Genomic DNA, 13,658 nt, shown 5'->3' on the forward strand with positions numbered 1-13,658 from the left:
AGTGGCTCCTTGTCCGGCGCCGCTGGCTGCGGCGTCATAGAGGAGAACCCGTACCGTCCCCGTTTTGGTCCCGCGGGGCTGGGAGCGGGCTGTGAGTTTTCGACGGCTCAGGCGGAGGCGCGCACGAGGTCCAGGTTCGCGGAGGCGGTGCGGAGGATGTCGGCGACCGTGCGGTCGTCGGGGCGTCGCGCGACCTTCAGGCCGAGCCACGCGACGTCGCCGGCGGCGGTGAGGGCCGCCGCGACGTGGGCGCGGTCGAGCAGAGAGCGCGACGCGGGGTGGGTCTCCGCGATCGGGAGGTGCGCGTCGATCCACGGGTAGCCGTAGGGGCTCTCCACGGGGGCGGCGCCGGAGAGGGCGAGCCCGGTCAGCAGGCCGGACGCCGCGGCGTCGGCGATCTGCGCGGTGACCGCGTCGGCATCGCGGAGCTCGATCGCGGAGCGCCCCCAGTTCAGCCACAGCCCCACCGGGACGTCGGCGAGGCGGATCGCGGCGATCTCGTCCGCGAGGGGCAGGAACCCCTTCTCGGGCGTCCGGTCCGGCACGTGCGCGTCGCAGTGCTCGATCGCCAGGACGGCGCCGGACCAGTCGAGCGCGGTCACCTCGTCGAGCGACCGGGCGAGGGCGGCGGCGTCTCCGGTCGCGCGCGGCGCGGTGTGCAGCGTGACCACCGCCACGTCGGCGGCGCTCTCGTCGCGGAGCCGGACGACGTCGGCGGCCACCCGGCGCAGATCGGCGACCGCGGCCGCACGGCCCTCGGCGTCGGGCGACGCGAGACCGTAGCGGGGGTCCTCCCCCACGCGGCGCATCACGAACGGCACGGGCGTGACCGCGAGCGGCACCCCGGGCACGTGCGCGAGGAACCAGTCGTCGTCGTGCGGGTGGAGGCCGCCCATCCACGGCACCTCGAGCCCCGCGACCCCGGGAAGGGCGCAGAGCGCCGGCAGCAGCTCGGCCTCCAGCGCCGGATCCCACTGGGCGTGAGCGGGCGAGAGCGGGTAGGCGCTGACGAGCAGCGGTGCGGTCACGCCCTGGCCTCCGCGATGCCGTCGACGAACCACGACGTGAGGGTGGACGGGTGCGTGATCGCGGTGCCCACGCACACGGAGGCGGCACCGGCGCGGAGGGCCGCGGCGGCGTGCTCCGGGCGGTGCACGCGGCCCTCCGCCACGATCGGACGGGTGCAGCGCCCGGCGATCAGCTCGATCAGCTCCAGGTCGGGCCCGTCGGTCTTCGGCCGCTCGCCCGTGTACCCGGAGAGCGTGGTGCCGAGCAGGTCCGCCCCCGCCTCCTCCGCGGCGACCGCGTCGTCGAGCGAGCCGCAGTCGGCCATGATCAGCGCGTCGGTGTGGGCGCGGAGCCCGGCGATCGTCTGCGCGAGCGTGAGGCCGTCCGGCCGCGGGCGACGGGTGCCGTCGATCGCGACGATGTCGGCCCCGGCATCCGCCACGGCCTGCGCGTGCGCCAGGGTCGGGGTGATGAAGACGTCGGACTCGCCGTCCTTCCACAGGCCGACGACCGGCACCGGGAGGTCGGCGACCGCGCGGATGTCGTCGATGCCCTGCACCCGGATGCCCGCAGCACCGCCGGCGAGGGCGGCCGCGGCGACCTGCGCCATGGTGCGCGGGTCGCGCATGGCCTCGCCGGGGTAGGCCTGGCACGAGACGATCAGGCCGCCGCGCAGCCGGTCGATGGTGTCGGTGAATCTCATGAGTTCCTCCAGGCCGATGCGGCGGCTCCCCGCAGCGGTGCGTCATCGCCGAGCGCACCCGGCAGGATCGGGGTGGACTGCAGCGCGTCGATGGCCTCGGTGCGGTACGCGGCGCGCATCGGACCCCACCACGCCTCGCCGATGTTCGGCACGCCCCCGGTGACGACGAAGCGCTCCGGGTCGAGGATCGTGGCGGCACCCGCGAGCGCACGGCCCACGGCGGCCGCGGACTCCTCGAGCGCGCGCCGGGCCACGGGGTCTCCGGCGGCGGCCGCGGTCGCGACACCGCGGGCGTCGCGGATCGTGGGGTCGCCACCGAGCGACAGGAAGTGCCGGTGCATGCCGATGCCGGAGCCGATCGCCTCCAGGTGACCGCGGCGACCGCAGGGGCAGCGCAGATGCTCGGCCCCGGGTGTCGGGAGGTGCGCGATCTCGCCCGCCACGTGATGGGCGCCGCGCGCCGCGCGGCCGTCGAGGATCAGCCCGGCGCCGACGCCCGTGCCGACCGCGACGATCAGGGCGCTCGCGGCCCCGGACGCCGCGCCGTGGCGGTGCTCCCCGGCGGCATGGGCGTCGACGTCGTTCTGCACGGCGACCACGGCGTCGGGCTGCAGCCGCGGACCGAGGGCCGCGCGCACGAGGGCGGCGAGCGGGGTGCCCGGCCAGTCGGCGAACGTGTCGGTGGCCGACACGATGGTGCCCGTCGACGCGTCGACGACCCCGGCCGTGCCGATGCCGACACCCGCGAGCGTCGTGCCATCGGGGAGCAGCCGCTCGGCCAGCGCGGCCACGGTCGCGACGACCGCGGCCGGCCCCTCGGCGGCGGGCGTGGGGGCCACCTCGGTGCGCAGCAGCACGTCCGAACGGTCGGCGACCGCCGCGGCCGTCTTGGTGCCGCCGATGTCGACGGCGAGGACGACCTCGCCCATCACACCGCGACCGGGAGCAGCCCGAGCTCGTCGAGGATGGCGCGGATGCCGGCGACCGCGTCGGCGTCGAGCGCCTGCACCGTGTCGGCCATGGTCGCGTGGTCGATGATGCCGCGGGCGTGCATGGCCGCCTTGAACGCGCCGACCCCGGTCGCGTCGCCGGAGAGGCCCCGCGGCTGGAACACGATGTCGAACAGGCGGTTGATGCGCTCCTGCTCGGCGCGGGCGGCCGTCCAGTCGCCCTGCTGCGCGGCGTTCCACAGGCGCACGTAGCCCGCAGCCTCGACGTTCGCGAGGCCCGGGACCACGCCGGCCGCGCCGACCAGGGCCATCGCGTCGACCACGACCTCGTGCCCGGTGAGCAGCTGCAGCGGGCGGCCGGCCGCCTCGTTCGCGGCGACCAGGCGGCGGAACGACACGTCGTCGCCCGAGGAGTCCTTCACACCCTGGATCACGCCCTCGGTGCCCAGCTGCACGAGCAGGTCGACCCCGAGCTTCGTGTGCACCCGGACGGGTACGTCATAGGCCCACAGCGGGGCGTCGATCGCGGCGGCGATGGTGCGGAAGTGGTCGGCGACCTCGGCGGCCGAGTTGAGCGTGTACAGCGGGGCGGTGGTGACGATGGCCTGCGCACCCGCCTCGACCAGGCGGCGGGCGGTCTCGATGATGCGCGGGGCGGTCAGCTCGATGGCGCCCGCGATCACCGGCACCCGGCCGGCGTTCGCGGCGACGATCGTGCGCAGCAGCTCGACGCGCTGGTCGTCGGTGAAGTACGCGGTCTCCCCGGTCGAGCCGAGCGCGAAGAGGCCGGAGACGCCCTCGTCGATCAGCCGTTCGACGAGCCGGGTGAGGGAGGCGTGGTCGATCGTGCCGTCCGGGAGGAGCGGGGTGGCGACGGGAGGGACGACGCCGGAGAACGAAGGGGCGGGGGAAGCAGAGGACATGTGTGTGTTCCGGTCGTTTCAGTGGTGGGGTTCGAGGAGCGAGGGCGCGGCGCCCAGCAGCGTTCTGGTGTAGGGATCGGCGGGATCGTCGAACACGCGGGCCGCGTCGCCGAACTCGACGACCTTCCCCCTGTTCATCACGGCGATCTCGTCGGAGAGGTAGCGCACGGTCTGGATGTCGTGGGAGATGAAGACCATGCCGAGGCCGAGCTGCTCCTTCAGATCGGTGAGCAGGTTCAGGATCTGCGCGCGCACCGACACGTCGAGCGCGGAGGTGGGCTCGTCCGCGACGATCACCTGCGGGTCGAGCACCAGCGCGCGGGCGATCGCGACGCGCTGCCGCTGCCCGCCCGAGAGCTGACTGGGCAGGGCGTCGAGCGCGGAGGCGGGGAGCCCGACGAGCCCGACCAGGTCGCGCACCTTCCGCGACCGGGTCGCGGCGGTGCCGAGGCGGTGGACCTGCAGCGGGTCGAGCAGCGCGTCGCGCACCGTCATGCGGGCGTTCAGCGCGGTCGCGGGGTCTTGGAACACCACCGAGAGGATGCGTCCGAGGCGTTTGCGCACGGCGGGGGTGAACGAGCGCACGGGCTCGCCGTCGAACACGACCTGCCCGCTGGTGGGCTTCTCGAGTCCGATCAGCACCTTGGCCGAGGTCGACTTGCCCGATCCGGACTCGCCCACGATGCCGAGGGTCTGGCCGCGGCGCACCGTGAGGGAGACGCCGTCGAGCGCGTCGACGTAGCGGGGCCGGAACAGCGACGACGCCCGGGTCTTGTAGCGGACGTGCACGTCCTGCAGCTGGATGACCGGGTCGCTCATCGTCCTGCTCCGATCGCCTCGACGGGCGCATCGTCGGGATGCGCGGAGTAGTAGTGCTCTGTGCCCTCGATGTGCCGCCGCACGGGCTCCACACCCGCGTACCGGGCGGGGTCGGACGAGCGCGGCGCGAAGCGGTCGCCCGCGGGGAAGTCGCGTGGCGACGGCACGACGCCCGACACCTGGTGCAGCCGGTCGGATCCGGCCTCGATCGACAGCACGGCCCCCAGGAGGCCCTGCGTGTACTCGTGCACCGGCTGCGTGAGCACCTCGCGCGTGGTGCCCTGCTCGACCACCTGCCCCGCGTACATGACGGTGATGCGGTGCGACAGCTCCGCGACCAGGGCGAGGTCGTGCGACACGAACACGAGCGCGAAGCCGAGCTCGCGCTGCAGCCGCATCAGCAGTTCCACGACCTGCGCCTGCACGGTCACGTCGAGGGCCGTGGTGGGCTCGTCGGCGATCACCAGGCGCGGGTCGCGCGTGAGGGCCATGGCGATCAGCACGCGCTGCCGCTGACCGCCCGACAGCTCGTGCGGGTACGAGGCGAGGGTGCGCTGCGGGTCGAGCCCGACCAGCTCCAGCAGCTCCTCGGCGGTGCGGGTGCCGCCGCGCGAGGTCAGCTGCTTCATCTGCGAGCGGATCAGCATCGCCGGGTTCAGCGAGCTCAGTGCGTCCTGGTAGACCATCGCGATGTCGTGTCCGCGGAGGGCGTTGCGCTCCCTCGGGGACATCTGCAGCAGGTCCTTGCCGTCGAACAGGATGCGTCCGCGGATGTCGGCCTTCGGGTCGAGCAGGCCCATGATCGCGAGCGAGGTGATGGACTTGCCGCAGCCCGACTCGCCCACGAGCGACATCGTCTCGCCGGGGCGCACGGTGAAGCTGACGTGGTCGACCACGTTCACGTCGCCGTGGCGCGGGAAGGAGATGCACAGGTCCTGCACCTCGAGCAGCGGGGCCTGGTCGCCCGCGTAGACGAGGCGGTCGGTGCGGTCGAGCTCGCGGGCGCGCAGCGCGGCCAGGCGCGCGGCGAGCGGCACGGCCTCGGCGGTGGGCACGAGCACGTCGGGCACGCCGCTGGGCACGGACAGGTTCACGGACGTGTCGACGGTGGGGATCACGTGCGTGTCGTCGGGGGCGGCCGCGGCCTCCAGCTCCTGCGTCGACTCCTCGGTGTTCGCGGCGTCCGCGGTGACCTTGCGGGCGCGCGGCGACACCATCGCGTCGGTCATGCCCTCGGACAGGATGTTGAGGCACAGGACCGTGATCATGATGAGGATGCCGGGGAAGAAGGTCGCCCACCACGCACCGCTCATGAGGAGGTTGCGGCCGGCGGCGATCACGTTGCCCCAGGACGGCTCGGGGTCGGGCACCCCGGCCTGGAGGAACGACAGCGATGCCTCGAACACGATCGCGTCGGCGACGAGCACCGTGGCGAACACGAGCACGGGGGCCATCGCGTTGCGGGCGACGTGCCGCACGATGATGCGCGGGGTGCCCGCTCCCATCACTCGCACGGCGGAGACGTAGTCCTCGCCGTACTGGTCGAGGATGTTGGCGCGCACGATGCGGGTCAGCTGGGGCACATAGAGGAACGCGATCGTGAGGACCAGCACCGGGAGGGACTTGCCGAACACGGCCACGAACACGGCGGCGAGCGCGATGCCGGGGAACGACATGATGACGTCCATGACGCGCATCAGCGTCTCGGAGATCCACTTGGGCGCGGTCGCGGCGATCGTGCCGAGCACACAGGCGACGGCGAGGGCCACGAGGGTCGCGCCCAGGCCGATCACGAGCGAGTAGCGGGCGCCGTAGACCAGGCGCGAGAAGATGTCGCGGCCCTGACGGTCGGTGCCGAACCAGTGCTCGGGGCTCGGCGGCTGCACGGGGGTGCCCGAGGCCAGCGGGTCGTAGGGCGAGATCAGCGGGGCCAGGACGGCGGCCAGCGCGATGAGCGCGAGCACCGTCAGGCAGATGATCGAGCCGAGGGAGAGGCGGCCCCAGCGGAGGCCGGGGACGGAGAGTCGTTCCGTGAGTCTGCGTCGCATGTCACACCGCCCGGATTCGAGGATTGATGAGCACGTACAGGAGGTCGACGATGATGTTGATCACGACGAACGCGAGGGCGACCGCGAGCGTCACTCCCTGCACGAGGTTGGGTTCGTTGTTGGTGACGCCGTTGAGGATCAGCGTTCCCATGCCGGGGATCGCGAAGATGATCTCGATCACCACGGCCCCGCCGAGCAGGTAGCCGATGCGCAGGCCGAGCACGGTGACGGGGGTGATGAGGGCGTTGCGCAGCACGTTGCGGCCGACCACGATCACGCGGGGGATCCCGGCGCCGAGCGCGGTGCGCACGTAGTCGCGGTCGAGCTCCTCGACCATCGAGGTGCGCACGACGCGCGAGAGCTGGCCGATCACGGGGACGGCGAGGGCGACGGCGGGGAGCGTCATGCGGGCGAGCCAGCCCGACGGATCGGTCCAGAAGTCGGGCAGGGGGCCGGACGCCGGCAGCAGTCCGAGCCCGAGCGTGAAGAGCTGGATGAGCAGGATCGCGAGCCAGAACGAGGGCGTGGAGAGGGCGGCGACGCCGAACACGCGGATGACCTGGTCGGGCCAGCGGTCGCGGTAGACGGCGGCGAGCACACCGATCGCGAACGCCACGATCACGGCGATGAGCAGGCCGAGGAAGGTCAGCGCCAGGGTCACGGGGAACGCGCGGGCCACCTCGTCGATCACGGGCAGGCTGCGGGCGGAGTAGGTGCCGAGGTCGCCCTGCACGAGGCCGAACAGGAAGTTCACGTAGCGCACGAACAGCGGAAGGTTCAGTCCGTGCTCTTCGCGGTAGGCCTCGAGGGCTTCGGGGGACGCGGTCTCGCCGAGCGCGGTGCGCGCCGGGTCGACGGGCGAGAACGACATCACGAAGAAGACCAGGAACGTGATGCCGAGGATCATCAGCGGCAGCTGCAGCAGTCGCCGGCCGATGAGGCGGAGCGTGTTGGACACGTGCCGCTCCTTCCGGGTGGGGGTGGTGGCGGGGACGCGCTCTTCGGGCGAGCGCGCCCCCGCGGGGTGGGGCCGGGGCTACTTCGCCGCCACGCCGACGTCGAGGAACGACAGGCCGGTGGTGGGGACGGGCTGGAAGCCGACGAGCTCCTGGCTGCTCCAGGCGGTGGGCAGCTTGCGGTGGAACAGCGGGTACAGCACGGCCTGGTCGGAGATCAGGTCGAACGCCTGGTCCCAGGTCTTCTGCTGCTCGTCGCCCTCCTGGGTCACGGCGGTGTCGAGGAGCGTGCGCAGCTCGGCGTACTCGGGCGAGTCGGCCCAGGCGGTGCGCGTCTGGGTCCAGACGTTCTCGCCGTACCACCAGTTCATGAGCAGGTCGGGGTCGACGCCGAACACCGACGGGTCACCGGGGGCGATGGCGACGGTGTAGTCGCCGGAGTCGATCTTCTCGTACATCGACGCGGACTGGCTGATGTCGAGCGTGGTGTCGATGCCGATCGCGTCGAGCGACTCCTTGATGAGCGGGGCGACCTCCTTGACCCAGCCGGTGTCGGTCATGCGGAGCGTGATGGCGAGGTCGGAGACCCCGGCCTCGTCGAGCAGCTCCTTCGCCTTGTCGGGGTCGTAGGTGTAGACGGTGGACGCCTCGTGGTAGTTCGGGTAGTCCTCGGGCAGGAACGAGGTGGCGGGGGTGGCGTTGCCGAGCATGCCGGTCTCGATGATCTTGTCCATGTCGAGCGCGTAGTGCAGCGCCTGGCGCACGCGCACGTCGTCGAAGGGCGCGGCCTTCGTGTTGAACATCATGAACAGCAGGCCGAACGACTGCACGCTCTCCACGTCGGCGGAGGCGGCGAGCGCGTCGGCGTCGATGTAGGGCACGTCCTCGATGGCCTGCACGGTGCCGGTCGACATCGCGGTGACGCGGGCGGAGGCGTCGGCGAGCAGGTTCCAGTTCATGCCGGCGGCGAGCGCGGGGCGCGGGCCGTTGTAGTCGTCGTAGCGCTCGAAGACGAGCTTGTCCTCGGGCACCGCGGAGACCAGGGAGTACGGGCCGGATCCGATCGGGTGGGCACCGAAGTCCTCGGGGTCGGCCTCGACCACGGCCTTCGGCACGATCTTGACGACGCCGAGGCGGTCGTCGATCAGCGAGAACGGGTAGTCGGTGGTGATGCGGACGGTGTCCTCGTCGACGGCGGTGACGGTGTCGATGAAGTCGACGAACGAGCGGAACAGCGAGTTGTTGGCCGGGTCGAGCACGCGCTCGTAGCTGAAGACCACGTCGTCGGCGGTGACCGGGTCGCCGTTCTGGAACGTGGCGCCCTCGCGGAGGTCGATCTCGTAGGTGGTGTCGTCGACCTTGGTCGGGAAGTCGGCGGCGAGCGCGGGGGCGGCCTCCTGCGTGACCGGGTCGAGGTCGACGAGGCCCTCGAAGATGTGCCAGTTGGCGGAGACCGTGACGGCGCCGGACGCGACCATCGGGTCGAAGCTGCCGTTGAGCGTGTAGGAGATGCCGGCCTCGATGATGCCGTCGGGGTCGACCTCGCTCGCGGCGGGGCTCTCGTCCGGCGTGCTGGCGGCGCCGCCGCCGCAGCCGGCGAGGGCGAGGGACGCGGCGACCGTGCCGGCGACCGCCATCGCGAATCGACCCGCGCGGCGGCGGGTGATGTGTCGGTTCATGTGTGCTCCAGGGTGAAGGGGGGACATCTTGAGGACATCTGATGTCTGATGTACTCTAAACACACGTTCGATCAGATCACAAGAGTGAGATGATCGGAGCGTTTTCTGTCAGGCACGAGAGGGGCCCCATGAAGTCCACCACGGGGAGGGCATCGCGCATGCGCCGTGCCACGACGGCCGACCAGATCAAGCAGCTCATCCTCACGCGCGGGCTCACCCCCGGCGACCCGCTGCCCACCGAGGCCGAGCTGTGCGAGGAGCTCGACGTGTCGCGCTCCTCCGTCCGCGAGGCCATCCGCACGCTCTCCACCCTCGACATCGTCGACGTCCGCCACGGCCACGGCACCTACGTCGGCCCGATGTCGCTCGACCCGATGGTGGAGGCGCTCGTGTTCCGCGGCGTGCTCTCGCCCGAGGGGTCGCTGCAGGCGCTGCGCGAGGTGGTGGAGGTGCGCCTCGCCCTCGACCTGTCGATGGCCGAGCGCGTGGTCGAGGCCGCCCAGGCACAGGAGGATCCGGAGCTGGACGAGCTCGTGGCCGACATGGTCGACAAGGCCGGGCGCGGCGAGTACTTCCTCGAAGAGGACAGGGCCTTCCACACGCGGCTGTTCGGCGCGATCGACAACCGCCTGGTCGGACAGCTCGTCGGCGCATTCTGGGACGTGCACACCGCGGTGCTCCCGCAGCTCGGCATCGCCCAGCCCGACGACATCACTCAGACCGCCCAGGCGCACGGCGACATGCTCGACGCGGCACGCGCCGGCGACGTGGAGCGGTACCGCCGGGCCGTGATCGAGCACTACCAGCCGTTGCAGCGCGTGCTCGCCACCGCGGAGGACGCACGAGCCTGACCCAGGGAGTCGGTAGTCTGACCTTCCCCCCACCGGAAAGAGGACTGCCATGTCCGTTGGACTGCTCGCCGTCGTCGACGACATCCTGAGCGCGGCCATGAAGGCCTCCGCCAAGGCCGCCGGCGTCGTGATCGACGACGCCGCCGTCACCCCGCAGTACGTGCAGGGCATCACGCCGGCGCGTGAGCTCCCGGTGGTGGGGAAGATCGCGCTCGGGTCGCTGGTGAACAAGTTCGTCATCATCATCCCGATCGCGCTGCTGCTCACGGCATTCGCCCCGTGGGTGCTCCCCTACCTGCTGATCCTGGGCGGCTCGTACCTGTGCTTCGAGGGTGCCGAGAAGGTGCTCGAGTGGTTCGGGGTGCAGCACGGTCATGCCGACGAGGGCGCGCGCGACGAGCGCAAGCTCGTGTTCGGCGCCATCCGCACCGACCTCATCCTGTCGACCGAGATCATGCTCATCTCGCTGGCCAGCCTCGACAAGGGCCTCGACGTCTGGTCGACACTGGCGATCCTCGCCGTGATCGCGCTGCTGATGACGGTGGCCGTGTACGGCGTGGTCGCGCTGCTGGTGAAGATCGACGACATCGGGCTGAAGATGGCGAAGAACCCGGTGCAGCGGGTGCGCCACACCGGCACCCGGATCGTGCGGTCGATGCCGGCGGTGTTCCGCTTCATCAGCGTGCTGGGCACGGTCGCGATGCTCTGGGTCGGCGGTCACCTGGTGCTGATCAACCTCGGCGAGGTCGGCCTGCACGCCCCCGCCGATCTGCTGCACGCGGTCGAGCACGCGCTCGAACCCCTCGGCGGCGTCGTGGCGTGGATCGTCGACACCCTCATCTCCGCGATCGCCGGCCTCGTGTGGGGCCTCGTGATCGTCGGGATCGTGCTGGGCATCGCGCGCCTCTTCGGCAAGAAGCCGAGCTTCCACGAGGGCGAGACCTCCCCCGCCGACGTCCACGCCTGAGCGCGTCGCGCCCGGGGAGATCGATCGCACCAGAGGAGACCGGTTGCGCCAGGGGATGTCCGGGGTGAGATGTTAGATTTCACCGATGCGCCCACGTCCGCCGTCGCCGATCACCGTCACCTCCTTCGCTGCAGACCGGTGGTTCCGGGCGCAGGGGCTCCCGACCTTCGTGCCCTGGCGTCGCTGGTTCCATGACATCGTGCCGCGGTCGGCGCCGCTCATCGCCGCCGCGTCCGTCTACTGGACCCTCGCGGGCGACGGGATCGACGACTTCTCGTTCGCCCTGCACCTGCTCGTGGAGACCAAGGACGGCACGGGCCTCGCGTTCGCGATCCTCGCCGCGCTGCTGACCAGTCTCGTCCTCGCCTGGGCCGGGTTCGCCGTGGTGCGCGTCACGCTCCGCCACCTGCGCGGGGTTCGACGCACGGCGGCCGCGATGGTGGTCATCGCTCTCTGCGCTGCCGGCGTGATGCTCGAAGGAGGCGTCACCGAGGGCGCGCCCGCAGCGCCGGTCGCGGAAGCCCTCTCGATCGTCGCGGGGAGCGTGCTGCTGGTCGCGTTCGGCGGCGGCGCGCTGCTGTCGTGGGCCACGAGGCTCGCAGCCCGCAACCTCGCCGCGATCGGGCACATGGCGACCATCGCACTTCCCGTCATCCTCATGCTCGTGCTGTTCGCGTTCTTCTCGGTCGAGGTCTGGCAGATGGCATCCGTGCTGTCGTGGTCCGCGCTCGGGCTCCTGGCACTGGTGGTGGCCGCGCTCGCCGGCGCGGTCGTGCTGCAGGTGAGCGCGACCGAGGTCGACCCGGCGACGCTCGCGCTCACCGTCGACGAGGAGCGCGACCTGCTGCGGGGCACACCGGCCGAGGGTCGCCCGGCGTCGACGGATCCGGCGTCGACCGTCGGCCGTCCGCAGCGGATCAACATGCTGCTCGCGATGACCCTCGCGCACCTCGTCCAGGCGGCCGTCTTCGCTCTGCTGCTCGCCGTGCTGCTCGTTCTCATCGGGGCGATCGCCGTTCCTCCGGATCTCGCGCAGACCTGGCTGGGTGATCCCACGTCGGTGCACGCGCTCGTGGTGCAGCCGCTCGTGGTGCAGGGCGTGGCACTTCCGCTCACGGTCAACCTCCTCAAGGCGGCGACGCTGGTCGCCATCGTCTCGGCGCTGCCGTTCGTGTTCTCGGCCGTGAGCGAGAGCCGCTACCGCGCCCGCTTCTCGGAACCGATCGTGGCCGACATGCGGCGCGCGATCCTCGTCCGCGCTGCGCTGTCCGACTCCGAGCGCATCGGCTGACCGCCGGGGCCACGGCGGGTCGCCCGACCAGCCCGGGCGCTGCGCTTCACCCCCGGCGGGCCGCGCCGAATCGGTCGGCCTCGACCCCGCGGGCCTGTTCCCCACCCTGTCCATGACGCGATGCGCTGGTCACCCCCGATAGAGTGCGGAACGTGACTGCATCCCCGTCTCGACCCTGCTGGTGAGCGCCCCATGACCGCCGTGCAGCTCAGGCCAGCCCACGATGCCGACCTCGACACGATCACCGAGATCCACAACCACGCCGTCGTGCACACCACGGCGATCTGGAACGAGGAGGCGGTGGACCGCGCCGACCGCGCCGCGTGGCTCGCCGACCGGACCGCCCGCGGATACCCGGTGATCGTCGCCGCCGACGACACCGGCGTGCTCGGCTACGCGTCGTACGCGCAGTGGCGGCCGCACAGCGGCTACCGGCTCACGGTCGAGCACTCCGTCTACGTGCGGGGTGATCAGCGCGGCCGCGGCATCGGCCGAGCGCTCATGGAGGAGCTCATCGCTCACGCGCGCACCGCCGGGATGCACGTGATGATCGGCGGGGTGGAGAGCGGGAACGCGGCGTCGATCGCCCTGCACGAGCGCCTCGGCTTCCGCGAGGTCGGACGCATGCCGCAGGTGGGCGCGAAGTTCGGCCGCTGGCTCGACCTCAGCATGCTGCAGCTCGTGCTCGACGACCGCCCCTCGCCCGACGCGCGCCCCGGCACCGAGGACTGACGCCGGTGGACCTGCTGCAGTGGCTCGTCGACGCCTTCAATTCGCAGTGGCTGCTGCCGGGCGGGCAGACCCTGCTGGTGCGCGAAGTGGTGGGCAACGCGTTCGGACTGGCGAGCGCGCTCGGCGGCATGCGGCGCAAGGTGTGGGCATGGCCGGTCGGCATCGTCGGCAACCTGCTGCTGCTGACCGTGTTCCTCGGTTCGGCGCTCAGCCCCGACCCCTCGCTCCCCCACCTGCTCGGCCAGGCCGGCCGGCAGGTCATGTTCATCGCCGTCGCGGTGTACGGCTGGATCCGCTGGCGCAACGCCGAGGGCGGCCGCGTGGTGCCGCGCTGGGCACCGACGAGCGCCCGCGTCGGAATCGTGCTGGTGATGATCGTCGGCACGGTCGCGCTCACCCCGGTGTTCCGCGCGCTCGGGTCGTGGGAGCCGGTGTGGGCCGACGCCTGGACGTTCGTCGGCTCGCTCCTGGCCACGTACGGCATGGCGAAGGGGTGGACGGAGTTCTGGCTCATCTGGATCGCCGTGGACGTGGTCGGCGTGCCGCTGCTGTTCAGCTCCGGCTACTACGCGACCGGCCTCATGTACGTGTTCTACGGCGTGTTCACCGCGGTCGGGTTCGTGATCTGGTGGCGGGCGCAGCGCCGTGCCGACCACGGGATCGAGATCCTGCCTCCCGACCCCAGCCCTCGACGCCTCGACGAGGACGCCCTCTGACCCGCCGCGACGTCT

Annotated in this window: 13 protein-coding genes; 5 read left to right on the forward strand and 8 right to left on the reverse strand. The window is 71.8% G+C overall.

What is annotated here, in order from left to right:
- Window positions 1-107: 107 nt before the first annotated feature.
- The 8 genes from ACFV3I_RS01025 to ACFV3I_RS01060 form a co-directional block, all read right to left on the reverse strand.
- Window positions 108-1,028 (reverse strand): DUF4862 family protein, encoded by a 921-nt coding sequence (locus ACFV3I_RS01025; RefSeq protein WP_378822175.1) that lies wholly within the window; start codon window positions 1,026-1,028, stop codon window positions 108-110.
- Complete coding sequence (locus ACFV3I_RS01030; RefSeq protein ID WP_247637972.1) at window positions 1,025-1,711, reverse strand: N-acetylmannosamine-6-phosphate 2-epimerase; 687 nt, start codon at window positions 1,709-1,711, stop codon at window positions 1,025-1,027. The genes ACFV3I_RS01025 and ACFV3I_RS01030 overlap by 4 nt, the downstream gene beginning before the upstream one ends.
- Window positions 1,708-2,640: an ROK family protein gene (locus ACFV3I_RS01035; protein WP_378822176.1), complete on the reverse strand. Its 933-nt coding sequence runs from the start codon at window positions 2,638-2,640 to the stop codon at window positions 1,708-1,710. The genes ACFV3I_RS01030 and ACFV3I_RS01035 overlap by 4 nt, the downstream gene beginning before the upstream one ends.
- Window positions 2,640-3,584 (reverse strand): dihydrodipicolinate synthase family protein, encoded by a 945-nt coding sequence (locus ACFV3I_RS01040; protein WP_136035578.1) that lies wholly within the window; start codon window positions 3,582-3,584, stop codon window positions 2,640-2,642. The genes ACFV3I_RS01035 and ACFV3I_RS01040 overlap by 1 nt, the downstream gene beginning before the upstream one ends.
- 18 nt (window positions 3,585-3,602) lie before the next feature.
- Window positions 3,603-4,403 carry an ABC transporter ATP-binding protein gene (locus ACFV3I_RS01045; RefSeq protein ID WP_136035577.1) on the reverse strand — a complete coding sequence of 267 codons (801 nt, stop codon included), beginning with the start codon at window positions 4,401-4,403 and terminating at the stop codon, window positions 3,603-3,605.
- Entirely contained in the window at window positions 4,400-6,451 is a 2,052-nt protein-coding gene (locus tag ACFV3I_RS01050) for a dipeptide/oligopeptide/nickel ABC transporter permease/ATP-binding protein (RefSeq protein ID WP_378822177.1), read from the reverse strand. The genes ACFV3I_RS01045 and ACFV3I_RS01050 overlap by 4 nt, the downstream gene beginning before the upstream one ends.
- Before the next feature lies 1 nt (window position 6,452).
- Window positions 6,453-7,409, reverse strand: a complete 957-nt coding sequence (locus ACFV3I_RS01055) for an ABC transporter permease (protein WP_136031948.1) — start codon at window positions 7,407-7,409, stop codon at window positions 6,453-6,455.
- A 78-nt stretch (window positions 7,410-7,487) separates the two neighbouring features.
- The gene (locus tag ACFV3I_RS01060; protein WP_206252239.1) at window positions 7,488-9,086 is read right to left on the reverse strand and encodes an ABC transporter substrate-binding protein; all 1,599 of its coding nucleotides are present in this window, start codon (window positions 9,084-9,086) and stop codon (window positions 7,488-7,490) included.
- 128 nt (window positions 9,087-9,214) lie between these two features.
- Between ACFV3I_RS01060 and ACFV3I_RS01065 the strand changes: the two genes are divergently transcribed.
- From ACFV3I_RS01065 to pnuC, 5 genes are all read left to right on the forward strand, one after another.
- On the forward strand, window positions 9,215-9,937 hold the full coding sequence (locus ACFV3I_RS01065) for a FadR/GntR family transcriptional regulator (protein ID WP_240745299.1): 723 nt from the start codon (window positions 9,215-9,217) through the stop codon (window positions 9,935-9,937).
- 49 nt (window positions 9,938-9,986) lie between these two features.
- On the forward strand, window positions 9,987-10,904 hold the full coding sequence (locus ACFV3I_RS01070; RefSeq protein ID WP_378822178.1) for a DUF808 domain-containing protein: 918 nt from the start codon (window positions 9,987-9,989) through the stop codon (window positions 10,902-10,904).
- A gap of 85 nt (window positions 10,905-10,989) precedes the next feature.
- Window positions 10,990-12,195, forward strand: coding sequence for a hypothetical protein (locus ACFV3I_RS01075; protein WP_136035574.1), 1,206 nt, complete (start codon window positions 10,990-10,992; stop codon window positions 12,193-12,195).
- A 192-nt stretch (window positions 12,196-12,387) separates the two neighbouring features.
- Window positions 12,388-12,927: a GNAT family N-acetyltransferase gene (locus ACFV3I_RS01080; protein WP_136031939.1), complete on the forward strand. Its 540-nt coding sequence runs from the start codon at window positions 12,388-12,390 to the stop codon at window positions 12,925-12,927.
- A 5-nt stretch (window positions 12,928-12,932) separates the two neighbouring features.
- Window positions 12,933-13,643, forward strand: coding sequence for a nicotinamide riboside transporter PnuC (pnuC, locus tag ACFV3I_RS01085; RefSeq protein WP_378822179.1), 711 nt, complete (start codon window positions 12,933-12,935; stop codon window positions 13,641-13,643).
- Window positions 13,644-13,658 lie beyond the last annotated feature (15 nt).

This window comes from Microbacterium sp. NPDC059771, assembly GCF_042732495.1.
Lineage (GTDB): Bacteria > Actinomycetota > Actinomycetes > Actinomycetales > Microbacteriaceae > Microbacterium > Microbacterium sufflavum.